The sequence below is a fragment of the Acinetobacter terrae genome, assembly GCF_002135195.1.
Classification (GTDB): domain Bacteria; phylum Pseudomonadota; class Gammaproteobacteria; order Pseudomonadales; family Moraxellaceae; genus Acinetobacter; species Acinetobacter terrae.
Genome location: NZ_NEGF01000019.1, coordinates 1 through 25,223, shown reverse-complemented (window position 1 = coordinate 25,223; position 25,223 = coordinate 1). Strand labels below are relative to the sequence as shown.

Here is a 25,223-nt window from a genome sequence, read left to right as displayed (position 1 = left end):
AGCTGTTGAATTTGTGATTAAAAAGATAATTTTTCTCTTTATGTTAAGTACAGTATCTTGTACTTAACCCTTTAAAACAGCAGTTAAGTACAATATATCGTACTTAAAAAATGATGTTTGAGAAGGGTGAACTCTCATATTTTTTAAAAATTTTTATTCTGAATGAACAAAGGGAGCTCAAGCTCCCTGATCTATCGACATGCACTGGTTAGCACAAGTTATAGTAGGACTCTGGAAAATGTTCAAAAAAATTCTGTTTAATTTTCTCGATCTCTACTTCATCCGGATGCTTAGCAAACTGCTGATCAAGCCAGACTAAAAACGCTTGCTGGTTGTCGTAACATTGGTTTACAGCTAAAAATTCAGCAATGCCGTAACCTCGTTGTATATTAAGTTCTTTTAATAACTGACGCCCAATTTGTTTTGTTTGTTCACTGATCCAAAGTTCTTGTTTATAAAGCATAGTTTGCTCCAAAATCTATAAATAAAGGTAAAGATCGCTGAAACTTTAATTTAGCCGCTTCACCATGTATAATTTAAGAATTCAGGTTAAATCTACCTACAAAGATAAATTATAACCTACTGCAAGTTATAATTTACCAAAGAGCATCCACTTTTGCAATAAAAAATAACCTATAGAAGGTTATTTTTTTAAAATTGAAGACATTATGATTAACTGCAAGTTATCGTCATTAATGGGCGACCGTAAAATCTTGAAACTCAGTGACGTAGTTCATGCCACTGGCATCAATCGAAATACACTGACTGCTCTCTATTACGATAGAGCGATTCGGATAGAATTATCTGTCGCTGATAAGTTATGTCGGTACTTCAATTGCACAATGAATGACTTATTTGAATATTCATATAATGAAGATGAACCTTCAGCTTAAGAATTTGAATAGCCACCATTTTAGATGGCTAGTTTTTTAGTCTATAAATTAAAGATCAAGGCCAGGCGTACTGTCAGATTTGGAAGGCCGTGGTACTGGTTTAGACGCTGGTACTGCATAGCCAAATTTTTCTTCCAATTCTGTACTCCAAGTAAATCCTTTTTTAAATTCCATTTGCTGGGTATTCAGCTTTAGATCATCCAGAATCTCATTAACTTTTTCTTTAATTAAATGATGGTGATTATTTAAATAGAAATCAGGATGGCTTAAGTTCATCATTTCTTCGTATTTATTCACAGTGTCTATAAATCCATAAACATGTACATAGTCTTCCTTTTTTAGCTCATTTAGATTGTTCTGTATTTCTCCGGCACAGTTCTGTATCCAATGCGGATACTCAATACTGATGACCGGCTGTTTATCCTGTGTCCAGGAAATATTTTTTATCTCAGTGAAGGCATATTTCAAATGGTGATCTGCCGTTTGAGCACTTTTTTCAGCTTGATAAAGTGACGCAACATCTACGCTTTGCTGTAGTGCATGTATATGATCGAATAAGGACTTTTCAGGAAATTTGAATCTTTTGATACTGAGCTTTATCTTCTGAGTTGCTTGACAAAATCCGTCAAATCCACTTGCAAGCCTTTGACATTCTGCAGCGCGTTTCGAAGCATGGCTTCTGTCGTTTCTTCGGGTTTTTGCAAAGCCTGCCAGTCGATTAATTCCAGCTTTAATAGATTCGCTAAATGTGGCTGGAGGGCGACTTCTACTTGGCTGTTCACCAGGCTTTCTATATCCAATGAGGTCAAGGACTTGTTCAGCCGCTCCAATAAGATTGGCTTTAAGCTTTGCATAAAATCGTTCAAGTCGGGACCGGGTATCTCGCTCAACAATACGGTCTGAAACGAGCTGATCAATGTGTTTTTGCTCTGCAATTCTTTCTCTAATAGCGAGATCTGCATGGTCAATCTTTCTTGATAATTTTGCTGCAAGCTGATTGTTGTGCTCAATGAGTCTTCGATATTCTGCTGCTCTTTCATTTGCTTTTTCAGATTCGAAATCTCTAGCTGCAACAACGCTGTCTGTTGTTTTTTTAATACTTCTAATTCTGTACTGATCATTTATTTCACCAGGATATATATGATTAAAAGCAAGCCCAAAGCCATAGAACTCATAACGAAAAACTGCAGATTTTTCATGAAATGTAGCTGCTGGCTGATTTGCTCCAAATTTTGAGTTGTTTGGGACTTTATAACGTCTATCTGCTGTTGCCGTCTTTTCTGTTCTTGCCCCAGTCGGTTTTTTAATAAGATCATTTCTTTTTTCTCTATTTCCAGCTCGACTTGCAGCTGGCTGATCTCGTGTGTTTGACTGTGCAATATTTTGGCGACTTCTAAGCTCTGCTCCGATACCAATCCCAGATTCTTCGCTGCTTCGTCCAGGCTTTGCATAAGTTTTTCTGTTGTATTCTGCACGTTTGTTTCGCAAAGCTTCAATGTCGTTAAGATCTGGTTGCGCGATTTTTCTATGCTCTGCTGAAATGCTTTCTGCTGTTGCTGTTGCTCGTCTATCAGCTGTTTCTCCGTTTCGATCATTGCTGAAATCTTGGATTGTAAATTGTTCACTGTAAATCAGTCCTTTTAATCGATCCGTTGGATTACCTTCTGTTTTAAGCGAGATGTATTTTTCGCCTGTTCTCGTGATCTGTCCGATTTCACTCAGTGCTTCAAGCATGGATTTTCGGTCCCGGATGAAGCCAAGTTCTATCCGAAACGTCACATATTTTTCAATCATGCTGATCCGGTGCACTCTAGACTTTCCTGCAAAGCCGGCACGCAACGCAGCTGCACTTTGTAAATGCAGATGATGGGGTAATTTCGATACTTTTGCTCTTGCTGGGTCATCCGGGCGCGCCCAATTTTTTGAGTAGTTAAAATAGTCACGTAAAGCATCGAAGTACGTCAAATGACCCGGTGGCGCGATATTGAGCGATTTTCCAGTTTCGAGTTCGATTCGCGGAACCAGAATATGCACATGCTTTGCACCATTGTCTTCAACATGCATGACGGCAGTCATGTGATACTGATTCAGTTCCAGACCAGCAAAGGCATGCTGCTCAAAGGCATCCAGAACTTCCTTGATATCCTGACTTGATGGTAAATCTTCTGGAGCCCAGGCAATCACTGCAGAGGTATAACGATATTTATGCGGACTGCTCATTGCTAATGCAGAAAAGGTTTGAGGATCTCCTCTCAAGACTTCGATTCCTGCTCGCGGCCGGTTCAGATGATCTTTATCGTCAACAACATATGATGCGGCTTTTGCTGGATCACCGATACCATGCTTTAAAAATTTGATGAGCATTCCTTATTCCTCACTCTCTATTTCTAATACAGCAGAGATAGCGCGGTCACGTGCTCGCTTTACTGCTTGTTCTGAACGCTGAATACAAGGTAGCTCACCCAGTACAGCATGCAGTTCAGCTTGTATTCGCTGAAGAACATGCAGACATTCAACAAAAGAAAAACGCTGTTGCTGTTGTCGATCAGCATTGCATAAGTAGTTCAGTGCTCGAGCAATCTGATTGATGTTGTTGCCAATTTGACCGATTTCCCGCAGCAACTTTGGATCTGCATCTGAACCCTGGCGCTGAACGATTTTTTCTGGCCGACGATGACGCTTATTGATTTCAGGCTCGGGATGTAATTCAACTACTTTTAGCACCGTGTGCTGATTCTTCATAAATTCTTGTGCAATCAGACAATGGATAAAATCCGTGAAAATCACATCGTGTTTAATAAGTAGTTGGTCAAGCTGTTGTGCCTGCAGCGCTAAAAAGCGCAGTCGTTTTGTAATACTTCTTTTGCCTTTTTCCATTGTCATAACGCCAATTATTTTGTGGTTTTTGGGGTCTTAGGGGGTCGCCCCTAACAAGCCCTGGAGGTACAGAAAAGAGTGCGTAGCAGTTTTTTCTGTAGCTACAGGTAGGCTTGCTTAATCCTGTTTGGACTCATATGACGTTAGCAAAAAAAAAAATTAAAAATTACGTTTGGTGAGGTTTTTGAATTTTTCTACTTATGGATACAGCGATATATTTTTTTCTAAAATTATTTAGAGATAAAAATATTGACTAACCTAAAAGACTAACAACCAAATAAATATACTTAAGATACTGAAATGAATTTTTTTAGTAAGATATCAAAATTTTTTTATTTTGACGTTGATTCTATTGTTTTTTACTTTCTTTAAATCTCTTTCATAAATCAAAAAATGATCTTCTTTCTGAGTTATATTTGTTCCTTATATTTCAAAACTATCGTGCATAATCTACGGATGAAATACATCGATTCAAAAAAGCTTTCTGATCCTCAGTTCAACCTTTACACAGGCAGCTCATGCTCAACCTTCTATTTGATGGTTGAGCAGTTAAAAAAGCATGTTACAACTCAAGGTAGACCTCCAAAGTTAAGCGTGGAGGATTAAGTTCTGGTTTGTCTGAGCTATTGGCTGGAATAGAGAATTTTATTTCATGTTGCTACCAGTTAGGGGGCTCAGAGCCAGCAGCTTCAAGAGTTGTACGCCTTGTGGAAGACTGTTTGATGCAGCCGAATCTCTCTAATTTACCGAAGAGTTTAAAAGCATTGGCTGGAATGTTGTTATTGTTGACGCAACAGAAACGCCAATATAAAGACAAAACAAAAGCTATAGCGGTAAGAAAAAGACACATACCTTTAAAGTACAGGTCATCATTCACTATAAAACTCAGCAAATACTGAGTTTATGTACGAGTCGTGGTGCGGTGCATGATTTCGAGTTATTCAAACGTCATTTAAAGCAGATTCCTTTTGGGACTTTTATCGTTGCAGATAAAGGTTATCAAAGGATTTCTAGTGTGTATCCCAATAAACTATTACCTTTAAAAGCCAAGAAACGTTGTAAATTGGATTTTGAACTCAAAAGCTATAATCAGGAAATCAAAAATTCACATAGGCTATTCTTAAAACCTAACGAGGTTTAAGAATACTCACATTCTGGGGAGCATCTTAGAGTCCCTTATAACTGAATAAAATATTTTCCACTTCTGGATAAATTAATTACGTGTAATCAACCTTTAACCATTAAAATACATTATTTAGCGATATTTTTAATTATTAGATTATCCATGTTTCATAAGTTATGTAAGTTACATAACTTATGTGTCAGGAATCTGTCCACTTATGTACCTTTTGTACCTTTTGTACCTTTAAAAAAAGTACAAATTTTTGTCATATTTGATCAAGTGAAGACTTCTATCATTTTATAGATGAGTATTAAGCTGTTTCTGCTCAAGAATTGATTACCCAGCATCCGGATTACATAAGAAGCATAAGTTATGAAACTTGCGTAATTTAACTGTCAGGAATTTGTCCACTTATGCCTCTCTAAACACGTACGCGTTTTCGTCACATTTGACCTATTGCAGAGTTGCATAACATTAAACAGCTGTGTTTAGCGGTTTATGATCCAGAATTGATTACCAGACATCCAGATTGCATAAGCATCACAAGTTATGTAAATTACGTAATTATTGTATAATATTTCGGATCTTATATAACTTACTAGCTATTACGGTTAGCTGCATAAACCAAAATCAGGCAGAACTATTGAAGATAAGCGGCTATTACAGCTTATTCGTTCTTCTTATGATGCGAGTTATGTGATTTATGGTTATCGCTGGATCTGAAAGAGCTGGGTGAAAGCTGTAGACCAAATCGTGTGTTCAAGATCATAAAGAATAATGATATGGTGGCTGTTCGAGGATATAAAAAGTATAAAAGTCATGGTTGTTTAACGAAACCTACACTTAACAAGAATATCCTTTTAAATGCACTTCTCATGGCAGTAAGACAAAATGAACGCGGCTCATACGATTCAGACCAAGGCTTACAATATAGCAGCAAGGACTGGCAGAAATTCCGTCAAAAATATAATTTGGTTCCGAGTATGAGTCGCCACCTTGTGCAGTATACTGCTCGATGAATAAAGCTGTTGCTGAATCCTTTTTAGTAGCTCAAAGATGGAAAGAATTAAAAAGAGGATCTATAAAACACAAGAAATGGAATGTGCAAATATGTTTGATTATATAAAGATGTTTTACAATCGAATCAGCGGCTATTCATATCTCGATGGTATATGCCCCTTCAAAATGAGTCTATCTCATCTCTAGGATACTGGGAGAAATAAGTAACTATTTTTGCTTCCCATATTTTGGTTTATAACCAACATGTAATAGATGTGAAAAATATTTTTTAACATTCTCTTGATCTATTAATTCGGCTTCAATTCTTTCCTGAAAATCTTCTTGTGTTTCGCCTGTCTTTCCAAAATCACGTCCAAAATCGGGATTGTCATGAATATCACAAAGTTTTTGTGCAAAATATGAAATCTGTTTTGGTGTTAATTTATATAAATTTTCAGGAGCTTTATCAGTGAGTCTTAGAACCGTATCTTTTTCAAAAAAAGTAAACTCTATATCAGTAATAGTCCTACCTTCTTTTTTCTGGGTATAAGTAACTTCAATATCAGTAAATTTATTGATTTGTTCTATAGCCACTTTTAGAACGCGCTTTTTAAAATCTCCCATTTGAGGGTATTCATCTTCTAGCAAGCCTAATTTTTCTCTAAGATCTGCTATAGGGACATACAGCTTACCTGTGGATCTCCAACGTATTAAAAGCTCGTACAATCGAATTGAGTACACACTGGTAAGTTGCGAAATTTGCTTAAGTTCATATCTAGTAAATTTTTCTTCAAGCTTAATGAAAAGAGGAAGGATATCAGGAGCAAATATCAACTGTACACAAGCAGCCTCTTTCACATAACCTACTTTAGTTACCCAGCGACTTTTATAAACACCTTTTTTTCCTGTAACAGGATCTATCGCTTTATAATTAAGTCTACGTTCAAACAAATTATCACATGCTGCTTGTAATGCTTCATATGCTGATTGTCGTCCGAGCTTGAACTGTTTCATATACTCCGAGGCATGAATCGTTAACATAGTTTCGGCCGTTAATTCTTCCTCAATATCACGGGCAGCAAGAATTGCTATTAAAATTAATCTTTGTTCTGAAAGATTTAGTGCATATGAAGCTTCAATTAAATTATTATCTTTATAAATTACATTACCCATATGTCAGTACTAAAATTTTAATTAACAATATATGGACAATACTACTTAACGTCCATAAATGAAAGTATTTTTCATGGAAAGAATTTGTCCACTTATGAAAGGAATTTGTCTACTTAGATAAAGGAATTTGTCCACTTAAATAAAGGAATTTGTCCACTTAGATAAAGGAATTTGTCCACTTATTGGTAGGAATTTGTCCACTTTAATGCGTTGTATCTCAATGATAGCAATAGTTACAGCTGACATATAAAGAATAAATTTAAAAAATAATATATAAAATAATAAAAAAGAATTACTTGTGGATAACTTTTTAATTAAATGTTTAGCTCGATAGTTGATTTTTACATGAAATCATTTTACATTACTTAAATTAATAAACTTACGTAACTTACATAAAACATGATTATATTAGTTGGTGGTGAAAAAGGTGGGGCTGGAAAAAGCTGCTTATCTCAAAATTTAGCAGTATACCTTCAAACAAAAAACAGAGATGTTCTTTTATTAGATGCGGATCCTCAAGGAACAACAACTGATTGGATAAAAGAACGTGATGAGAATGATGAATTAAAAGATATTCCTTCAGTTCAAGCTTCAGGTAATATCCGTTCAGTTCTCAAAGATCTGCAAGGTAGATATCAGGACATTGTAATTGATGCTGGTGGGCAAGATTCTGAAGCTTTACGTTCTGCAATGACAATTGCTACTCATATGTTATTGCCTTTTAGACCAAAGCGTAGGGATTTAAAAACATTAGCACATATGGAACAGGTTTTAAAATTAGCTAAAACAGTCAATCCAGATTTGATTGCAAGAGCAATTATTACACAGTGTCCGACGTTGCCATCACAAGTTCAGCGAATTTTAGATGCGAAAGATGCATGTAAATCATTTGGTATAAATGCGCTAAATGCAATTACGACTAATAGAAATGTCTATGATGATGCTGATGAAAATGGCCTTTCTGTTTTTGAAGTAAATAGTGATCAAAAAGCAAAAGCAGAGATTAAAAATATTGCTAGTGAATTTTTAGGAATTTAATCATGGCTGGATTAAACGGTTTAAAAAAGAAAGTTGAAATATCTCCTGAAGATCAGTTAGCAGAAGTCTTCATATCTGGAGCGGAAAAAAGGGTAAGAGCTTTAGAAACCAAAGAGAAAAAATTTGTTAGATGTACATTTTCTTTAAATGATGAAGTTAATCAGTTAATTGATGAACTGGTAGTTAAAAGTCAAAATGCTCGTGTTAGCAGATCAAGTATCGTTAGAATTGCATTAGAAAATTTGGCTTCAAAAAGCTCTGAAGAAATTAAAGAAATTGTTAATCAACAACTTCCGCAATAACTTATTTAAGTTACGTAACTTATGATTGTTACGTAACTTTATCTCATATAAATTTTTCTTGAAGATTTAAATAACTCATAAAACAGCAAAGAAATAATTAGGCAATAATTCCCTTAGTAACTTACATAACATTTTCTCATAAAATGGTTTCTAAAAGCCTTTTAGTAGATTTTAATAACTTAAATAAAATTTAGAGGGTAATGATATTTAATGTATCGTCTTAAGTAATTTTGAAAAATAATATTGGCCATTTTTGAGACTAAATAAGCCTAACTCAGGATGATAGTCTGAGAGATTTATAAGAAGGTTCTCCTTTGTGCTGTCTAAGCTTATAAAAAGCTGTCCGCTCTTATTCTTTACTGTTGTTAAAATTAAAAGTCTGGATTGAATATTTCAGGCATTTAAATAAGTGTCAGACGCGTTCTGAACTCAACATGTGAAAGTCTAAAATAAGTTAGAAAATTTTCAAAAGTTCACGAATTGAAATTTTAAAATTTCTTTTTTGATAAGTTTTTCAGACAATGTTTGAAATTATTTATGATGAAAGAGATGTTAGATAGACTAGATATAAATTTGCCGCCAAAACCGTATTGCACCAATTGTTTTAGCGATGGTCTTATAATACGTCGAAAAAAAGATGCAATAGATTATAAATATATACAGATTAATAGCCCCTTTCAATTGAACTATTTAATACTTGACTTAGATTATGATGCAGCATTAAGTGAGATTCTTTATTCAAAAATAGGTATTCCACTTCCAAATATTGTTATAGAAAATACAGAAAATGGTAGAGCACATATATTATTTGAGCTAGCTGTACCGGTTCATACTGGAAATACAAGCAGACTGAAACCAATTTCATTTGCTAAAGATATTTTAAAAAAATTAAAGCTAATTTATAGCGCTGACTTTAATTATGTAGGTCTAATAGCCAAAAATCCTCATTCTTCGGAATGGAGAACCACACAATTACGTAAAACACCATATCTTTTGAATGAGTTGAATGACTTGGTCGATAAAATGGATATTGAATATCCAGACGTAAAATTTAAATACAATAATGGAATAGTTAATGATCATAAAGAAAATATAGGTCGAAACTGTTATATCTTTGAAATAGCCAGAAATTGGGCTTATTCTGAAATAAGAAAATATAGAAATACTGCTGATTCGCTATGGAGGGATACGGTTTTAAATTATTGTGATGAATTAAATAATAAACTTTCTAATCCATTGAGTCGGAGTGAAATTCGTTGTATTGCAAAAAGCATATCCTTGTTTTGCTTGAAAAATGATCAAAAATATTATGCTGCATTTATTGCTCGACAGAAAAATAGAGGTGAACTCGGCGGGAAAAAATCGAGAAGAAGTGCAAATCAATCTTCTGAGAGAAGTTTAAAACCATGGGAAACCGAAGGTATAAGTCGAGCGACATATTACCGTAGAAAACATATAGCTGAATGAGATCAAATAAGCTATTTTTGAAAGTGTTAGATAAGAAATTTTTAGCTTTCTTAGTCTAAATAGCCTAAGAAAGCTTTTTCACGAACTATAAACGCAAATTACTGAACACGTTTTTAGCTGTCTACGATAGCCATAGCTGAGAAAAGCATGGATATAAAGACACGTATTGGAATAGTAGAAAGCCTTAGCTTCGAGCGAAACTCCAGAAATGACTATATCTGAATTGCAAAACTACTCAGCTATTGAGAGGAATAGGGAATATACAGATTGAGACATCCTGAGTTTTTGGTGAAATTATTTCAGAGCTTGGAAAACCCATTAAAACAGCAATTGAATATATATATTTAATCGAATTAATAACTGGCTTGGAACTAAAAATCCAGACTCAAGCCTTAGTATCATCAGTTAATGGAGCTGATGTTACAAACCGAAATTAAGAAGCAGATGAAACATAATAACTAGAAAATTTATTGAAAGTCGATTATATCTGACACAGACAGCCACATATTAAATTATCCTCTAATAAAATCTCAATGGGAGCTTATAAGCATACTTCGTAAAAGAAAATTTTGTAAACTTGAAGTATACCCTAAAGTTACAATCTGAAAGTTCGTAAAACCATGTACCATTTAAATGATTTTTAATCATAAGTAACATGTAACTTTAGTATTAAAGATTTATAATTTACGAAATTATTCATTTTTATCCAATTGGGGCGTGAAATAGTGAAAGGTCAAAAAGTGGGTTATGTCCGAGTGAGTTCGGTCGAGCAAAATACTGGACGTCAACTTGAGGGAATTGAATTCGACCGGATTTTTGTTGACCGAGCTTCGGGTAAAAATACCGACCGACCGAAATTCCAGGAAATGTTGAACTATGTCCGGGAAGGGGACAGGGTGATTGTTCATTCCATGGATCGTTTTGCGCGAAGCCTGAAAGATTTGGTCACTGAAGTAGATAAACTGGTCAAACGAGGGATCGCCATCCAGTTTGTAAAAGAAAATATTACTTTTACTGCTCAATCCACCCCGATGGATAATTTAATGCTGCAACTGATGGGTGCTTTTGCACAATTTGAACGTGAAATCATTCTGGAAAGGCAAAAGGAAGGAATTAAACTCGCCTCTGCTCAAGGGAAGTACAAAGGTCGGGTACATAAATTGAAACCTGAGCAGGCTGAAGCTTTACGCCAAGCATGGAAGGAAGGGAAGTATCCTTCAAAAATGGCATTAGGTCAGGCATTTGGAATTAGTCGTCAGGCGGTATACCGTTATTTAAAAGCCGGTGAATAACTCAATTGAAATTGGCGACTATATTTAGTTTAGCTTATGAAAATCGTGGAACGTGATAAATCTATGAAAAAGCCCATTCGAGGATGAATGGGCTTTTCACAATCAATTATCCTATTGATTTTATATGATAATTTAATAAAATTGCATATAAGTAGTATTATGTTAATTTTAGATGGATTTTAGATTTTTTAGTTCTTAACTAAAAGGAGAGATATGGAAACAATAGAAAGATATGAAAAACTATCTAATGAAGAGGATGCAAGATACTTACTATCATATTTAAACGATGTTCTTATTCCAGCCTCTAAAGAATTTTTTGATTTATTAGATGATAATCAAATAAAGTTGCACCATGCATTTTCATTCAATGCCATTCTGGCACATGCTATTGATTACATGTTGTTTATTGCAAATAAACAAGTAAAAATTTCTAGAATAAGTTTTGTAAAGAATTTTGATCAAAGATATGCAGTGGATGGCTGTAGCCATATAAATAATAAGTTTTCTCTATTAGATGCGATTAATAATTCATTCAAGCATGTTGAGCTAAAGAAAAGTAGATATATAGATCTGATTAGTTTGTATGGTGATCTATCTTTCCATAGTTTAAAGTCCTATCAAGGGAAAGTATTCTTTGATATGCCATTGTATAGATTCGACTATGCAAGAGTAGTTTTAAGACCAATTTCCGCAATTTTCGACTGTGGCTTGAACACTGCAATGGATATAGATGATTTCATAAATGGAAGGATCTGTGGCAGTACTGGGTATGGTCACTTTGCTTATGATTATCAAAATTATGATGCCATAGATAGAATGATTGATTACTGTGGTGCTGAATGTATGGATTGTGGGGAAAATGGAGCTAACTGTGATTGCCCAAGCTTTATATATGCAAATAATAGAGGAGAATATGCTCCGAACCAAGATCCAAATTTTGATTTTAATGATGTTATGTCCCAAATAAGCGGAACTAGAGAGTGGCGAAAGAAATAAGGCTATCAAACACCTGTAATTGAAATTCTTTGTACCACTATAATAAATAAATTAAAAATAATCGATGATTGCATAATAAATAGGGTTTTAGCTTCCATTTATTTATTTTTTCTGGGAAATATCAACTATAATAATGAATATTCATATTTAACTAAAAAATAGTGATGATTTATAAAATTTTTCTAATAGTTTACATCAGTTTATTTTTAACTAATTTTGCTCACAGTAAAGTGGATACATCTTCAAGCCTTGATTCCAGTATTTCTTCTCAAATCCAAAATTTACCAGACTCTAGCAATAAAGAACTATTAATACTTATTGATAAGCAAAATGAAGTTATTAATAAACAGACTCAAGTTATTGATAGATTGAATGCAAATTACTCACAATTTAAGAAAGAAGTAGATGACCACAAAATTGGTCAACAATATATGAACTATCCTATTTGGATTAGTATTTTATTAGGATGCGCAACTTTCGTAATAACGGCCTTAGGAGTTATCGTAGCTGTAGTATCAATTTTTGGTTATAAACAAATTAAAGAAAGTGCTGCAAAAATTGCCTCACAAAAAGCAAATGACATAGCTACAAATACCGCTACAGAGCAAGTTAACTTACAACTACCTCAAATTGCAGTTAAAGAGATTACACGTTTAATAGATGAAGGAAAGTTCAACCAACCATTAGAAGATGTAGTTGATATGATTCTAAGAAGGGAAAATTATCAACATGGCAGTAGTGGATTTGAAAAATACCCTGAGTTGGATGAGGAGTAGCCAATATTGAAATCTAAAGAGTGGAATATACTTACTATTGAGCATCAATTACTTATTGAAAACTATCAAAAAGAACTTCCTATGAAATTGGGTTCTTTAGCAAAAGATTTAGGTATTGTTGTAAAAAAAGCTACTTTAGGAGCGAACATTTCAGGTGAAATTAAAGAATCTGATGGTGTAGTTACAATACGAGTTAACCGACATGATGCTCCAAGTAGACAAAGATATACTTTAGCTCATGAAATTTCACATTTTTTTTTGCATAGGCATCTTCTGCAGAATGGGATCAAAGATGATGTTCTTTATAGGTCTAATCAGTCTAATGAAATAGAGGCCGAAGCTAATAGATTAGCAGCAGATATAATAATGCCTATTGAATTAGTTCAATTATTAATTAAAAAATATTCTGTTGATGATCTAGATAAAGAACAGGTATATGAACATGTAGCTGAAGAATTGTCCGTCTCTAAGACTGCATTAATAATCAGATTAAATAAAGTTTAAGGTTCCTTAATGTTTTTTAAAAATGTGGAATATATTCCTATTCTTAGCCTTAAACCAGCAGAAATGGCTGCTTTGGAAGAATTACCAGAAAAAGATAAAGATAATCTTTTACCATTAATTTCACTTAAAAAATGGGCTAATTCTGCAAGTCTAGAGAAGTCATTTAAACGGGTTGAGAAAGCATTTGGTCAACGTAGAATTATTCTGGATTTAGATAAAGAGTTTCTTAAAGATTGTCATGAAAACGATGGAGCTGTTTCAAAAGAATTTTTAGAACTATGCAAGCCAGATGATGGTCATAAAAACTGGATTAATCTTTTCAAGCAATATCCGAACTATATACCAGTACTGCAAATCAATGAGGTAAATGAGCTTAATGTTCAATTACATGGTTTTCTCACTCTAGAACGTCCAATAGTATTACGACTAGAATTAGGCCTAAAATTAGATAAAAAACGCGAAATAGAATATTTTATTGAGGCTTTAAAAGTTCTTATTTCTATGAAGACTTTAATTAAAAATTTATTAATCATTTTAGATTATGGTGATTTTAGTAGAAAAGATCTTATCAATTATCAAAAATATGTAGAAATTATAGAATGGTTCATTAAAATTTTCCCTAAAGCGGATTTTTGTATTTCAGGAACTTCTTTTCCATATTCATTTGCTGGATCATATAGAGGAGAAATTCCAATATATGAGCGACAAATTTACAATAAAATCAGCAAAAGTTTAGAAAATATTAATCTAATTTATTCTGATAGAGGTAGTACCAGATCTCATAAAATGGGTGGTGGCGGTCAACGTCCACCTCCTCGTGTTGATTACCCATTAAAAAATGATTGGCGCTTTATTCGAAAGGAAGATGATGCTTACGAAGCACGTTATCTTTACCAAGAAGCATGCATAGAAATAGTAAAAAATGAGTATTGGAACAAAAATTTACATGTGTGGGGAACACAAATGATTGAGAAAACATCATTAAAAGATCCCTATGGTATAGGTTCCCCTCAAAAAGCTACTGCTGTGAGAATTAATATACATTTATATCTACAATTACACTACTTTGACGATATAAATGATTTAGATACTGATGAAGATTGGGTAGACTAATAATTAATCTAGAAGAAGATTATAAATATTCTTCTTCTAGTTTTTCTAAAGCCTCTAAGAATAATCCCAGATTATCTTTAAGAGTTATTTGATGATTATCTACTTTATTAACACGTAATAAATTTAAGTCACTATTATCTAAAGTCTTTTTTATAGTCAATGCATCAAAAAAATCTTGATTAGTTGATCTATATTTTTCTTGAAGTGATTCAATGGCATACTTGCGTAATTTAACTACAGGCAAATAAATTAAATTTTGCTCTAAAATTTTTCTTCTAAAATTTTTTAGACTCAATTCTTCAGCCCTTACAATTTTAATTAAATCTGACACTGTCATTAAATCTAAAAATTTTAATTTATCTCCTATACAGTTGGTTTTTCCTCTCCTTACAACTTTAACTTTTTCATTTTTAAGTTCCCAAACTGCTACATTTATAGGAGTTATATCTAAAATTTTATTTATGTGTTTTGAGGCAGCCACTACTGTGACTTTATCAAAATAGTCTAAATAAGTTTTTACTTGTCCTTCTAAACGCATCAGGTTATCACTAGCACTCTTTACTTCATATGCATAGAGTTTGTTCGATTTAATAAGTGCTAAATCAACTCTACGAGCATAATCAGCTATAGTAAACTCATTGATTAAAGTATCATTTTTTTCTAAAATATCACTACTAACCATATGATTTATAATTATATTTTTAATATCAGCCTCTAGGTATCTTTCCTTCATAAGTGTTGGCATTTAAATAACAGTTTGGGAACTATTAGTATATAAGATATTAAAGATTTAAAAATTAAATAATAGTAACTATCTTTAGATCAATGTTTCCAACCTACCTAGGGCAAACACTATCCCCAGAAATTGGGGATAGTGTTTGAATGGTTTTTAGCCGAATTTGTACGCATATGCTCGCATCAATTCCGGCCCTTTGCATGTAGGCCAGATAGTGGATTTTCCTATTATGGGGACATAGAGAGCAGGATGCTCCAGAAAAAAAACACAAGAGAAAGAATAAGGAATGTGAGATCAGACAGAAGTCTGATCTAAGCATCAAATACGAAAAAGCCCAACATCCTGTTGGGCTTTTTTATTTTGGAGAAACCGGACATTTCTATTTTGGAGTTACAGCTCATGTTCGTATAACGTGTATTATGTTAATTTTAGAAGTACTTTAAAATATTAAGCTAATAACACGTGTTTTTAATCCAAACTTTTAATGTAAGTAATGCTTTGCAAATATAGATGTTCAGAGGATATCCAGCACTTATTCTTATGAAATTTGAATATCTCTTATCTTCCCCAAAGACTTCTCCTGGGACTATATTAACTCCTTGTTCTTTTGCAAACTTATAAATATCTAAGCTATCAATTTTTTCTGGTAATTGAATCCATAAGGCATATCCACCTTGTGGTTGCGTTAACTTTATATCTAGACCTTCAAAATTTTTCACAATAAACTGGCGATATTCTTCAACTTGTTTCATTAACGTGGGCCTTAATTGATTTAAATGGGCCCTATACGATCTACTGTTAATAAAATCCGCTAAACCTAGTTGTAATGGTGTGTTTACAATACTCAGAAGTGATAGAAGTTTCTCTTTGAGATGTTCTTGTTGATGAGGTAAACAAAGCCAGCCAATACGATAGGCTGGTGACAAAGATTTCGAAATTGAGCTACAAAGAAACACATAGCCTTCTTTATCCCAATATTGGATAGGTAGGGGACGATGTAAACTGTGCCCGCATTCAGCATAAATATCATCTTCAACGATAAAACACTTATATTTAGCAGCCAATTTAGCAATTTGCTCTTTTTCATCATTAGTTAGACAAAAACCTAAAGGATTTTGATAGTTAGCTGTCAAAAGACATATTTTTGCTCCTGAATTTGCCATAACCTGCTCTAAGCGATGTAGATCTATTCCTGTATGTGAAGCAGGTGTTTCTACAATCTTTCTACCTAAATTAGCTAATAATAATTGTTGTCCATTATAGTTAGGCATTGGAACAATAACGCTATCACCGACTTGAGTCAGCATTTGTATGATCGTAGATAAGGCAGGCATACACCCACTTGTTATAAAAATTGATTCTTCTGGTATATAAATTCCATCTTCAGCACAGTGATTTGATAAAGCTTGGCGTAACTTAATATGCCCTTGTTTATCACTATATAAAAAATCCTCTGGTGCACTATGTTTTAAAGCTCTTTGAAGAGATCTCCTTAATGTCTGTGTTGGTATTAGTTTAGGGGAAAGCTGAATTGCCCCCAAGTGAACTCTGTGTTGATTGATTGAGGCCTCTTGTATTTCATTCTGTAGTTCTAAATTTGTTATCATCCGTGGATGAGATCCAAATTCGGGATGGATTGGAAAATTTATCTGTTCTTTAGTAGTTCTTACAAAATATCCACTTTTAGGTTTAACAAAAATTAGACCTTGTGACTCTAAAAGCTCATAACAAGATTTTGCAGTGGTCATACTGACATTATGGTTTTTGGTAAAACATCGCAATGAGCTCAACTTTTGATTTGGCTGTATCTCCCCCGAGTTAATTTTTTTAGCAATTTGATCAGCTAAAATTTGATATTGAAAAGCCATATCTGTGCTCTTTTTTAAAAAAAAATTGTATCTGTATATCTTTATATCAGAAAACTAAAATGCAATAAATCTTCTCAATATATTCAATCAATTATGAATAATTTCATTACTACAATTCTTGTAGTTATCTTATGTTCTGGATGTGAAAGTAAAACAGATCAACCTAAACTTGGACAAATGACTTATGTATGCTCTTCATTAGTCAGAGGCTATTTAAAACTTAGTCAATTCGACTCTTATGAGGTATGGAAGAAAGAGGATAAATCGCAGAAAACAATTAAATTTTTATATACTAAATTTTATTCTGGTAATCAGATAGGTCTTATCCGAGATACTAAATTACTTGAATGTACAAAAGAGAGAGGAAAATATTTCTTAAGTGAAATTGATCAACATTCATTGAAAAAAAGTCAGGTTTTAACTTTAGCTTTAAATAAATAATCTATGGTAAATACTCTGCATTTTGCATACTCAATTTTAGGGTATTAGATCATGCTTAATTAATAAAACTCCATTTAACATAATGGCCATTACATAAGGCAGAAGAAAACAAACACATACCTAGTCCTTTTAATTAGCTAAAGAATAAGAGGGGGAAATTTCTACAGTTAAGCCCTGAGGATATGTCCCGTAAAACTTAATATCATAATCATATTTGCTTAGAATTGTTTTAACCAAAGATAATCCCAAGCCATGCCCTGGTTGTTCTGCAGACTTTCGCCAAAAACGTTGCCCCAAAAGTTTCAGCTCATGTTCACTTAAAGTTTTTCCATTATCTTGAATGAAAAGTGAGCTATCCTGCATTTTGATAGTAATAATATCTGTTTGTGCATGTAAGGCTGCATTCTCAATAAGATTTTTAAGTACTGTATAAAGCGCAAAATCAGGAAGATAAATACTTGTTAAAGTTGCCCAATTGATATCCAGACTTTGATCAAGCTCAGGGTAGACTGGGTGTAAATCTGCAATGACTTGTTGCAGTACAGATGTAATATTCGTGGCTTCTAATTTCTGAACAGTATCCTGATCTATAGCTGTCAATGCTAAAAGTTGTTCAAGTAATTGTGCATATCTGCGGATGTTTATATTGGCTTGTTGAAGATTATCCTGTAAATCGTGCCCGGCATGTTGTTGTTGTGCGATGAGTTGAGCAAGTTGTACATGGGTTTTGATTGCCGTTAAAGGACTACGCAGTTCATGTGCAGCATATGCGGTGAAGACTTTTTCATTTTCCAAACTATGGTGCAATTTTTGGATCAACTGAGTTGAATTATCGACAAAAGGTTGTACCTCTTGCGGAATGTTTTTGGGGTCAAGATTTATTAAATATATGGCCGCGTCACCAAGTGTTAATTCTTTTAGGCTCAAATGCTGTGCAATGGTATCAAGACTTTTAAATTCTTTACGTATTATCAAAATAATCAATGTAATACAGATAAGCAGTGATAAAATTAGTGGAATAAGCACTGATTGCAGAATCTGCTGTAGGAGTGAATAGCGTAAGAACATACGTTCGGCAGCCACAACTTGGATATCATTTTTACGTAGCACATAACTACGCCACTCAATCTCACTTTGTTGCCAAGTACTAAAACCAAGCTGTTGTTGACTTAAGTTAGCTGGCGCACCTCGAGTTTTTGCCACAACATGTTGACCCACAGAAATATCTGAGCTGAATAAAGATACTTCGCAAGCAATTAGATTTTCAGCATCGGTAGACTTATTGGTTTGTTGAATAAGTTCGTTTTTAATCGCTTTCATAGGGAGTTGTTGAATTAAACGCGCGACCATATGTGCCGAAGCCGAAAGTCGTTGATCCAAGGTATCTTGCAGGCGTTTTTGCAGATCGACATACAACCAGGCGAATACAATACTCCACAGGCAAAGAAATACCATCAATAAGCTTGTGACCAAACGCCATTTCAAACTATAGCTTCGCATCTGTTATAATTCAGACACTTTAAACATATAACCGACCCCACGAATGGTCTGAATAAAATCAGCATTTAATTTTTGTCTTAAATGGTAAATATGCACATTTAAAGCATTACTTTCGATGCTGTCTTGATACCCATAAAGTTTGTCGAGCAATTGCTCATTTTTCAGAATCTGATTGGGATGGCTCATCAAAGTCTCAAGCAAACTGTATTCACGCCTTGAAAGCTGGATCGCTTGATGTTGATAAAATACTTCTTGGGTATCTCGATTTAAGCTTAAGTCTTCAAACTGTAGAACATTGGATGAAAAGCCGCGGTGACGACGCGTGAGAGCATGAAGACGGGCAACCAGCTCATCAAGTTCAAATGGTTTCGTCAGATAGTCATCAGCGCCTAAGTTTAATGCTTCAATACATTGCCGCGTCTGTATCCGCGCAGTGAGTACAAGTATCGGTGTATGAATCTGATCCTGTCGCCATTTTCTAAGTAACTCCAAACCATCCTGATCCGGCAATCCTAAATCGAGCAGGCACAGATCAACAGCGCTATGACGGATAAAATAATCTGCCGCGCTTGCCGTGCTGACATGCTCGACAGAAATATTTAAAAAATCCAAAGCCGCACAAATACTGTGGGCAATATATGGATCATCTTCTACCAAAACGACAAACATGCGGACTCCCATTGATTGTTCATCTATTTTATAAGCGATTGTTACTGTTAATGCTCTCTTAATTTTAGTTTTTGAATAATAGGGCATCTAACATTAAATACGATGCTGAAATTGATGATGTGGTTGTTGAGAATATTTTTGATAATGGTAGCTGTTTTAATAAGAACAGCACATGCTGATTTCTTGCCACCTGATCAGGCCTTTCAGTTTGAGGCAGTCTCGACCAGTCAGGAGGGTGCTGAACTTACATGGAAAATTGCCGATGGCTATTATCTCTATCATCATCAACTCAAAGTTAGTCATGATCAGAAAGCACTCAAACTGAGCCTACCAGTACCACAAGACAAAGATGATCCAACCTTTGGGCGGACCCAGGTTCATTATGGTCAAGTCAATACTCATATTCCGGTACAGCCTAATCAGCAACTCAATATTCAGTGGCAAGGCTGTGCGGAAAGCGGTTTATGCTATCCAGTACAACGCACTACGATTCAAACTGATGACGAGGGATTATTGCCCACCCAGAGATTCTCGGAGAGTAAAAGACTATTAAATGTGACATCAACTTTAACATCTACTTTAGTGCCAACCCAGTTATCTGAGCAAGCTGTTGCACAACAAAAAAAGGCAGCTTTAGGACCAGAAAATTCAACGAATAAAAACACAGTAGAAGAACCTGAAAATCTGGTAGCGGTACCACAAGATGAACAAGCCGCTGATGAATCCCAGAGACAAGCCTCAAGTGAAGTAAGCACCCAGAGAGAGCCTCAGATACAACAGGATCAGACGAATGCCTCTCTTAAATCTCAATGGAATAATGACCAATTCTTTTTTAACCTATTATCCAACCAGAACCTTTTAGTCAATTTGCTCGTATTTTTAGGACTTGGGATCTTATTGGCTTTTCTACCCTGTTCATTACCTTTGATTCCTATCCTTTCGGGTATTTTGGTCCAGCGCAAAACGGGTTATCGGGCCGCATTTATTGCCGGAGCCTTTGTTCTGGGGCTGGCCATCGTGTATGCCGTGATGGGCCTAGCCGTTGCACAACTAGGTTATAGCTTTCAGCGATGGTTTCAAAGTCCAGTTTTTATTGGCTTATTTGCACTGCTATTCACTGTATTCGCATTTAACTTATTTGGCGCTTTTCATTTGTCATTGCCACAAGGGGTGTTACATCGCCTTGATCAGTGGCAACAAAGACAAAAGGGCGGAACCTTGCTAGGTGCTTTATTGATGGGCATGATCGCAGCATTGATTGTTGGTCCCTGTATGAGTGCGCCACTCGCCGGGGCATTATTATTTGTTTCACAGTTGAATCAACCCGTGATGGGGGCAAGCTATTTATTTGTGCTTGGTCTGGGTATTGGTTTCCCCATATTTATTGCTTCAGTGTTTGGTTCACAATATTTACCTAAACCTGGCTTATGGATGGATCGTCTTAAGTTTAGCTTTGGCTTTGTCATGCTGGCTCTTGCTCTTTATTTCATCCGTCCGTTAATTCCAAGTGTGCTCTATTTCATCTTACTCGGTGCGATTTTACTCCTGCTTGCTGGCTATTGCTTGCTAAAAATACTCCCTCATATATCTCGCAGCATAGCCAAAGCTATGGTGATGATTTTAAGCATTATGATTGCCTTAGGAGGAGCATGGCATATTAACCATGCCCTAGCTCAAATGAGTGTGACCCAAGCAGAGCAGATCTTGGCATGGCAACAGGTGAATACTGAGGATGAACTGAGTAGCGCCCTTGCTCGCTTTAAAGGTCAGACAGTCATTATCGATGTTTATGCGGACTGGTGTGTGGCCTGTCAGCCCATTGAGCATGAAGTTTTGCCGCGTGAAGATGTACAAGATGCTCTTCGTAATATCGCAAGGATTAAGCTCGATCTCACAAATTATCATTCAAGCCAGGATGAATTATTAAAGCAATGGCAGATTCTGGGACCACCAACCATGATCATGCTGGATGTCTCACATCAGGAACAACGTGAACTTCGACTGACAGGAACATTTAGTGCAGCCCAGTTACTCGCAAGACTTGAGCAACTTCAGACAGGCGAACGTGAATGATTTCATCTGAAGCCTTACACCTTGGACCATTGATGTTGCCCTGGACATTAATCATTATTTTGATTGGATTGATGACTGTGTCGATAATTGGCCAGATGGTGAGTAACAAACTCCGATGGGATAAAGCAGTGATCCAGGTTTTTCGGGATTCTTTATGGATCAGTGTCCTGATTGGGCTCATCGGGGCAAGAATCGTTTTTGTATTGTTACATTGGGATGCCTATTCCACATCACCTCTCGACATCTTCAAGATCCAAGACAAAGGATTCCATCTCATCGGGGGTATTGTTACTGTTATCCCATACTTTCTTTGGAAAAATAAAGGACTGCCTGGTAAATCCAAGGCTATTTTTATCTTTATTTTTACGCTGCTGCTGAGTCTTGGCATTGCTTTTCAAAACAATTTGAAACAGGAAACCCATTTTCCGGATTCAAGTTTTTCGTCCTTAATTCAACATGGTGAAATCTCAGAGAACGTTCCACTCAAGCAGTTTATCGGGCAGCCAACAGTGATCAATATGTGGGCCAGTTGGTGCCCACCGTGTCACCGTGAAATGCCCGTTTTACAGCAGGCACATAATCAATATCCCGGGATTAATTTCGTCATGCTTAATCAGGGAGAAGATCAAGTAACCGTACAGGATTATTTAAGACGTTATGATCTTAAATTTAAACATGTACTGCTTGATCCATATGGAGAAATACCACAACAGATGAATATGTTTGGACTACCAAGCACTTTATTTTTCAATGCACAGGGGCAGTTGGTAGAGCGTCATATGGGTGAATTGAGCCCTGCGATGTTGCAGCAATATTTAAAAAAGATATCCATCCAACCTTAATTTTTCTGGTGAATTTTTATGAATACATCGATACAACGTATCCTCATTTCCATGCTGCTTGCAGGTAGTGCAACATTGACTTCCGCCAATAGCGCTATCAAAAAACAGATTGAGCAGGAAGGATTTGAGTTTATTCAACAAATTCCTGCGCCCACAGGAATGACTGGCTGGGTGGGACACAACAATCAGCATCCTGGAACCGTATTTATTGCGAATGACCAGAAATATTACATTCTGGGTGATTTATACAATGCCAAAGGAGACAATCTTTCTGTTGATCTCATGAATAAACATGCCAAAGAAGCGGTTCTGGATGATGTTTGGAAAACCTTGGAAAAGGCTACATGGATCCAGGATGGCCAAAAAAATGCTCCACGCATAGTCTATGTCTTTTCGGATCCCAATTGCCCTTACTGCCATAAGTTTTGGCAGCAGGCGCGTCCATGGGTTAAGTCTGGAAAAGTACAATTACGCCATATTCAGGTCGGTGTCATACGTGAAGAAAGTCGTGCCCAAGTTGCCACTTTACTGATGTCAAAAGATCCTGCAGCAGTTTTTACTGATATGAACGTGAATAAAGGCAAGAAACGTTTAAAACCGGAAAATAAAATTCCTCAAGAGATTGCAAAAAAAATTGATTTCAATCAGGAGTTAATGGAGAAATATGGATTTTTCTCAACACCTTCCATAGTGTGGCGAGACAGTAAGGGCACTTTTAAATCTGCTCAAGGCATGCCAAAGGATCTGAAAGAAATTTTTGAGAAATAAATTTCGCAAGTGGATATGAGATTTTAGGTATTTTGTTAAATGATGGAAAACTTTATAAAGTCATCAGGTTCATATTTTCAACTGTCGTATAAATAAAGTAATGGTAATGCTGTATAGATTGTATTGCCATTATCTTTAGCCGATTTGAGCAGGAATATTGAGGTTAAAGCTTGAGGAATTATGAGTTTGTTAAAGTCACTCGATGGTACAAGTTAGAGTGAAAAACAGGCTTAAGCAGCACAATATAACTGATGCAGGGTTTGCATAATCGTCAGGATTCTGGGGTCAGATACTTGATAGAAAATCTGTTTACCTTCACGACGAGTGCTGACCATATTATTTTTACGCAGTACAGTCAGTTGTTGGGACAGTGTTGGTTGATGAATATCAGTGCTTTCCTCAATTTTCTGTACATTGAGTTCGCCTTCTACCAAGACACATAAAATTTTTAGGCGGTCAGGATTTGATAAGACTTTTAAGTAGTTTGTGACTATATCGACTTCCGAAAAATCAATTTTAGCCTGATTAGTTCCAGTATTCATTACGATCTCCTTCAGTCCTGCATAGTTAAAAATCATTTATGAAAGAATATCACAGAGTGCTTGATTAATATTATATATTATATATTATAAATAAATATATTGTAAACTTAAGTAGACTCGCTATGCATGATTTCCTGATTGCTTTTCTCGGCGGTTTGATGCTCGGTGTATCGGTCGTTGGTTACCTGTATGTGCATGGTCGTATCGCAGGCATCAGTGGCTTAATCGGACAGGTGCTGAATCCTAAAACGATGTTTAAAACATCTGCGATTTGGTTCATGGCGGGTTTAATCACGGTGCCATTTATCTATGGACTGTTTGTTCAGCCAGAAATTGAATTGAATGCGAGTCCGCTGATGCTGGTGGTTGCGGGTCTCTTGGTCGGCTTTGGTACCCGCTTAGGTTCAGGCTGTACCAGCGGTCATGGCATTTGCGGGATGAGTCGTTTGTCTAAACGTTCCATCGTGGCCACCATGAGTTTCATGTTTGCTGGTTTTGTCACTGTTTATATTGTTCGTCACGTGACTGGAGCATTTTAAAATGAAAAATATTTTAGCTTTTATTTTTGGTGCTCTTTTTTCTGTCGGACTGATGGTTTCAGGCATGTCCAATCCGGAAAAAGTGCTGGATTTCCTGGATCTGTTTGGTGACTGGGATGCCAGTCTGGCCTTTGTGATGATGGGTGCAATTGCCGTGGCATTTATTCCCTTTCAAAAAGCCATGCGTTCTGCAGCACCGAAAACCGTATTTAACGAACCTATTGTATTGCCCACCAGTCAAAAACTTGATCCACGCTTAATCATTGGCAGCCTGTTGTTTGGTATCGGCTGGGGGATTGCTGGGGTATGTCCAGCACCAAGTTTCACCTTGATTGGCCTGGGGCATTACCAGGTCTTCTATTTTATTATCGCGATGTTGATTGGCGTATTGCTGCACCGTAAATGGGCTGGAGAATAACGATGGCAAAACACCCACTGGTACAGGATTTTTTTGACGAGGCGACCAATACCTTCAGTTACGTGGTATCCGATCCAATAACAAAGCGCTGTGCCATCATTGACAGTGTGCTGGATTATGATGCGGCATCTGCAACCACTTCAACCACACAGGCAGATCGTATCATTGCCTATGTCAAAGCACAGACTTTAGACGTGGAATGGATTTTGGAAACCCATGTTCATGCAGATCACTTGACTGCAGCCCAGTATTTGAAACAGGAACTGGGCGGAAA

Annotated in this window: 25 protein-coding genes and 2 pseudogenes; 18 read left to right on the top strand and 9 right to left on the bottom strand. The window is 35.7% G+C overall.

Features of this window, described 5'->3' with window-relative positions; genetic code table 11:
* Positions 1-208 precede the first annotated feature (208 nt).
* Positions 209-463: a hypothetical protein gene (locus B9T23_RS15895; RefSeq protein WP_086194769.1), complete on the bottom strand. Its 255-nt coding sequence runs from the start codon at positions 461-463 to the stop codon at positions 209-211.
* A 205-nt stretch (positions 464-668) separates the two neighbouring features.
* Between B9T23_RS15895 and B9T23_RS15890 the strand changes: the two genes are divergently transcribed.
* Positions 669-893 (top strand): helix-turn-helix domain-containing protein, encoded by a 225-nt coding sequence (locus B9T23_RS15890; protein ID WP_086194768.1) that lies wholly within the window; start codon positions 669-671, stop codon positions 891-893.
* A gap of 48 nt (positions 894-941) precedes the next feature.
* Here B9T23_RS15890 and B9T23_RS15885 read toward each other — a convergent pair whose 3' ends face one another.
* Positions 942-3,257: a relaxase/mobilization nuclease domain-containing protein gene (locus B9T23_RS15885; protein WP_086194767.1), complete on the bottom strand. Its 2,316-nt coding sequence runs from the start codon at positions 3,255-3,257 to the stop codon at positions 942-944.
* A gap of 3 nt (positions 3,258-3,260) precedes the next feature.
* Entirely contained in the window at positions 3,261-3,776 is a 516-nt protein-coding gene (mobC, locus tag B9T23_RS15880; protein WP_228145948.1) for a plasmid mobilization relaxosome protein MobC, read from the bottom strand.
* Positions 3,777-4,596: 820 nt separating this feature from the next.
* Here mobC and B9T23_RS15870 point away from each other — a divergent pair.
* Both B9T23_RS15870 and B9T23_RS17280 read left to right on the top strand, forming a co-directional pair.
* Positions 4,597-4,911, top strand: a pseudogene (locus tag B9T23_RS15870) (transposase); the annotation flags it as partial.
* Between the two features lie 597 nt (positions 4,912-5,508).
* Positions 5,509-6,099 (top strand): annotated as a pseudogene (locus B9T23_RS17280) (IS3 family transposase); the annotation flags it as partial.
* A 21-nt stretch (positions 6,100-6,120) separates the two neighbouring features.
* Here the strand turns inward: B9T23_RS17280 and repM are convergent.
* A complete protein-coding gene (repM, locus tag B9T23_RS15860; protein ID WP_086194764.1) occupies positions 6,121-7,065 on the bottom strand; it encodes a replication initiation protein RepM in 945 nt (314 codons plus the stop codon).
* A 399-nt stretch (positions 7,066-7,464) separates the two neighbouring features.
* Here repM and B9T23_RS15855 point away from each other — a divergent pair, with 399 nt between their 5' ends.
* The 8 genes from B9T23_RS15855 (at position 7,465) to B9T23_RS15820 (ending at position 14,553) form a co-directional block, all read left to right on the top strand.
* Positions 7,465-8,103 (top strand): AAA family ATPase, encoded by a 639-nt coding sequence (locus B9T23_RS15855; RefSeq protein ID WP_086194763.1) that lies wholly within the window; start codon positions 7,465-7,467, stop codon positions 8,101-8,103.
* 2 nt (positions 8,104-8,105) lie between these two features.
* Complete coding sequence (locus tag B9T23_RS15850; RefSeq protein WP_086194762.1) at positions 8,106-8,405, top strand: hypothetical protein; 300 nt, start codon at positions 8,106-8,108, stop codon at positions 8,403-8,405.
* A gap of 537 nt (positions 8,406-8,942) precedes the next feature.
* Positions 8,943-9,872 carry a replication initiation protein gene (locus B9T23_RS15845; RefSeq protein WP_086194761.1) on the top strand — a complete coding sequence of 310 codons (930 nt, stop codon included), beginning with the start codon at positions 8,943-8,945 and terminating at the stop codon, positions 9,870-9,872.
* Positions 9,873-10,597: 725 nt separating this feature from the next.
* Positions 10,598-11,164: a recombinase family protein gene (locus B9T23_RS15840; RefSeq protein WP_086194760.1), complete on the top strand. Its 567-nt coding sequence runs from the start codon at positions 10,598-10,600 to the stop codon at positions 11,162-11,164.
* 213 nt (positions 11,165-11,377) lie between these two features.
* Entirely contained in the window at positions 11,378-12,160 is a 783-nt protein-coding gene (locus tag B9T23_RS15835) for a hypothetical protein (RefSeq protein WP_086194759.1), read from the top strand.
* A 164-nt stretch (positions 12,161-12,324) separates the two neighbouring features.
* The gene (locus tag B9T23_RS15830) at positions 12,325-12,936 is read left to right on the top strand and encodes a hypothetical protein (RefSeq protein WP_086194758.1); all 612 of its coding nucleotides are present in this window, start codon (positions 12,325-12,327) and stop codon (positions 12,934-12,936) included.
* Positions 12,937-12,942: 6 nt separating this feature from the next.
* Positions 12,943-13,440: an ImmA/IrrE family metallo-endopeptidase gene (locus tag B9T23_RS15825; protein ID WP_228145947.1), complete on the top strand. Its 498-nt coding sequence runs from the start codon at positions 12,943-12,945 to the stop codon at positions 13,438-13,440.
* Positions 13,441-13,449: 9 nt separating this feature from the next.
* The gene (locus B9T23_RS15820) at positions 13,450-14,553 is read left to right on the top strand and encodes a beta family protein (RefSeq protein ID WP_086194757.1); all 1,104 of its coding nucleotides are present in this window, start codon (positions 13,450-13,452) and stop codon (positions 14,551-14,553) included.
* Positions 14,554-14,572: 19 nt separating this feature from the next.
* Here B9T23_RS15820 and B9T23_RS15815 read toward each other — a convergent pair whose 3' ends face one another.
* On the bottom strand, positions 14,573-15,298 hold the full coding sequence (locus B9T23_RS15815; protein WP_086194756.1) for a sce7726 family protein: 726 nt from the start codon (positions 15,296-15,298) through the stop codon (positions 14,573-14,575).
* A gap of 443 nt (positions 15,299-15,741) precedes the next feature.
* Positions 15,742-17,157 carry an aminotransferase-like domain-containing protein gene (locus B9T23_RS15810; protein ID WP_086194755.1) on the bottom strand — a complete coding sequence of 472 codons (1,416 nt, stop codon included), beginning with the start codon at positions 17,155-17,157 and terminating at the stop codon, positions 15,742-15,744.
* Between the two features lie 93 nt (positions 17,158-17,250).
* On the opposite strand from B9T23_RS15810, the gene B9T23_RS15805 reads away from it, so the two are divergent.
* Positions 17,251-17,598 (top strand): hypothetical protein, encoded by a 348-nt coding sequence (locus B9T23_RS15805; protein ID WP_086194754.1) that lies wholly within the window; start codon positions 17,251-17,253, stop codon positions 17,596-17,598.
* Positions 17,599-17,727: 129 nt separating this feature from the next.
* On the opposite strand, the gene B9T23_RS15800 is transcribed toward B9T23_RS15805, so the two are convergent.
* Positions 17,728-19,098: a sensor histidine kinase gene (locus B9T23_RS15800; RefSeq protein WP_005404979.1), complete on the bottom strand. Its 1,371-nt coding sequence runs from the start codon at positions 19,096-19,098 to the stop codon at positions 17,728-17,730.
* Positions 19,099-19,101: 3 nt separating this feature from the next.
* Positions 19,102-19,767: a response regulator transcription factor gene (locus B9T23_RS15795; RefSeq protein WP_026444435.1), complete on the bottom strand. Its 666-nt coding sequence runs from the start codon at positions 19,765-19,767 to the stop codon at positions 19,102-19,104.
* A 144-nt stretch (positions 19,768-19,911) separates the two neighbouring features.
* On the opposite strand from B9T23_RS15795, the gene dsbD reads away from it, so the two are divergent.
* The 3 genes from dsbD to dsbG are packed head-to-tail and all read left to right on the top strand — an operon-like array spanning position 19,912 to position 23,450.
* Positions 19,912-21,840, top strand: coding sequence for a protein-disulfide reductase DsbD (gene dsbD, locus B9T23_RS15790; RefSeq protein ID WP_407640435.1), 1,929 nt, complete (start codon positions 19,912-19,914; stop codon positions 21,838-21,840).
* Complete coding sequence (locus B9T23_RS15785) at positions 21,837-22,682, top strand: TlpA disulfide reductase family protein (RefSeq protein ID WP_086194753.1); 846 nt, start codon at positions 21,837-21,839, stop codon at positions 22,680-22,682. The genes dsbD and B9T23_RS15785 overlap by 4 nt, the downstream gene beginning before the upstream one ends.
* Positions 22,683-22,700: 18 nt before the next feature.
* Positions 22,701-23,450, top strand: coding sequence for a thiol:disulfide interchange protein DsbG (dsbG, locus tag B9T23_RS15780; protein ID WP_086194752.1), 750 nt, complete (start codon positions 22,701-22,703; stop codon positions 23,448-23,450).
* 230 nt (positions 23,451-23,680) lie between these two features.
* Here dsbG and B9T23_RS15775 read toward each other — a convergent pair whose 3' ends face one another.
* The gene (locus B9T23_RS15775) at positions 23,681-23,992 is read right to left on the bottom strand and encodes an ArsR/SmtB family transcription factor (RefSeq protein ID WP_016165477.1); all 312 of its coding nucleotides are present in this window, start codon (positions 23,990-23,992) and stop codon (positions 23,681-23,683) included.
* Positions 23,993-24,114: 122 nt separating this feature from the next.
* On the opposite strand from B9T23_RS15775, the gene B9T23_RS15770 reads away from it, so the two are divergent.
* The 3 genes from B9T23_RS15770 to B9T23_RS15760 all read left to right on the top strand — a co-directional run.
* Positions 24,115-24,531, top strand: coding sequence for a YeeE/YedE family protein (locus B9T23_RS15770; protein ID WP_086194751.1), 417 nt, complete (start codon positions 24,115-24,117; stop codon positions 24,529-24,531).
* A 1-nt stretch (position 24,532) separates the two neighbouring features.
* Positions 24,533-24,949: a YeeE/YedE family protein gene (locus B9T23_RS15765; RefSeq protein WP_016165475.1), complete on the top strand. Its 417-nt coding sequence runs from the start codon at positions 24,533-24,535 to the stop codon at positions 24,947-24,949.
* Positions 24,950-24,951: 2 nt separating this feature from the next.
* Positions 24,952-25,223: MBL fold metallo-hydrolase (locus B9T23_RS15760; protein WP_143222540.1), on the top strand; the 272-nt coding region annotated here is incomplete at its 3' end.

Excerpts from the sequence above, each read along its gene's own strand:
- B9T23_RS15830 (WP_086194758.1), top strand. The coding sequence starts at position 12,325 with ATGATTTATAAAATTTTTCTAATAGTTTACATCAGTTTATTTTTAACT.
- B9T23_RS15855 (WP_086194763.1), top strand. The coding sequence starts at position 7,465 with ATGATTATATTAGTTGGTGGTGAAAAAGGTGGGGCTGGAAAAAGCTGC.
- B9T23_RS15845 (WP_086194761.1), top strand. The coding sequence starts at position 8,943 with ATGATGAAAGAGATGTTAGATAGACTAGATATAAATTTGCCGCCAAAA.
- B9T23_RS15775 (WP_016165477.1), bottom strand. The coding sequence starts at position 23,992 with ATGAATACTGGAACTAATCAGGCTAAAATTGATTTTTCGGAAGTCGAT.
- B9T23_RS15850 (WP_086194762.1), top strand. The coding sequence starts at position 8,106 with ATGGCTGGATTAAACGGTTTAAAAAAGAAAGTTGAAATATCTCCTGAA.
- B9T23_RS15815 (WP_086194756.1), bottom strand. The coding sequence starts at position 15,298 with ATGCCAACACTTATGAAGGAAAGATACCTAGAGGCTGATATTAAAAAT.
- repM (WP_086194764.1), bottom strand. The coding sequence starts at position 7,065 with ATGGGTAATGTAATTTATAAAGATAATAATTTAATTGAAGCTTCATAT.
- mobC (WP_228145948.1), bottom strand. The coding sequence starts at position 3,776 with ATGACAATGGAAAAAGGCAAAAGAAGTATTACAAAACGACTGCGCTTT.
- B9T23_RS15800 (WP_005404979.1), bottom strand. The coding sequence starts at position 19,098 with ATGCGAAGCTATAGTTTGAAATGGCGTTTGGTCACAAGCTTATTGATG.
- dsbD (WP_407640435.1), top strand. The coding sequence starts at position 19,912 with ATGGTAGCTGTTTTAATAAGAACAGCACATGCTGATTTCTTGCCACCT.
- B9T23_RS15835 (WP_086194759.1), top strand. The coding sequence starts at position 11,378 with ATGGAAACAATAGAAAGATATGAAAAACTATCTAATGAAGAGGATGCA.
- B9T23_RS15770 (WP_086194751.1), top strand. The coding sequence starts at position 24,115 with ATGCATGATTTCCTGATTGCTTTTCTCGGCGGTTTGATGCTCGGTGTA.
- dsbG (WP_086194752.1), top strand. The coding sequence starts at position 22,701 with ATGAATACATCGATACAACGTATCCTCATTTCCATGCTGCTTGCAGGT.
- B9T23_RS15820 (WP_086194757.1), top strand. The coding sequence starts at position 13,450 with ATGTTTTTTAAAAATGTGGAATATATTCCTATTCTTAGCCTTAAACCA.
- B9T23_RS15795 (WP_026444435.1), bottom strand. The coding sequence starts at position 19,767 with ATGTTTGTCGTTTTGGTAGAAGATGATCCATATATTGCCCACAGTATT.
- B9T23_RS15765 (WP_016165475.1), top strand. The coding sequence starts at position 24,533 with ATGAAAAATATTTTAGCTTTTATTTTTGGTGCTCTTTTTTCTGTCGGA.
- B9T23_RS15810 (WP_086194755.1), bottom strand. The coding sequence starts at position 17,157 with ATGGCTTTTCAATATCAAATTTTAGCTGATCAAATTGCTAAAAAAATT.
- B9T23_RS15885 (WP_086194767.1), bottom strand. The coding sequence starts at position 3,257 with ATGCTCATCAAATTTTTAAAGCATGGTATCGGTGATCCAGCAAAAGCC.
- B9T23_RS15805 (WP_086194754.1), top strand. The coding sequence starts at position 17,251 with ATGAATAATTTCATTACTACAATTCTTGTAGTTATCTTATGTTCTGGA.
- B9T23_RS15785 (WP_086194753.1), top strand. The coding sequence starts at position 21,837 with ATGATTTCATCTGAAGCCTTACACCTTGGACCATTGATGTTGCCCTGG.
- B9T23_RS15890 (WP_086194768.1), top strand. The coding sequence starts at position 669 with ATGATTAACTGCAAGTTATCGTCATTAATGGGCGACCGTAAAATCTTG.
- B9T23_RS15895 (WP_086194769.1), bottom strand. The coding sequence starts at position 463 with ATGCTTTATAAACAAGAACTTTGGATCAGTGAACAAACAAAACAAATT.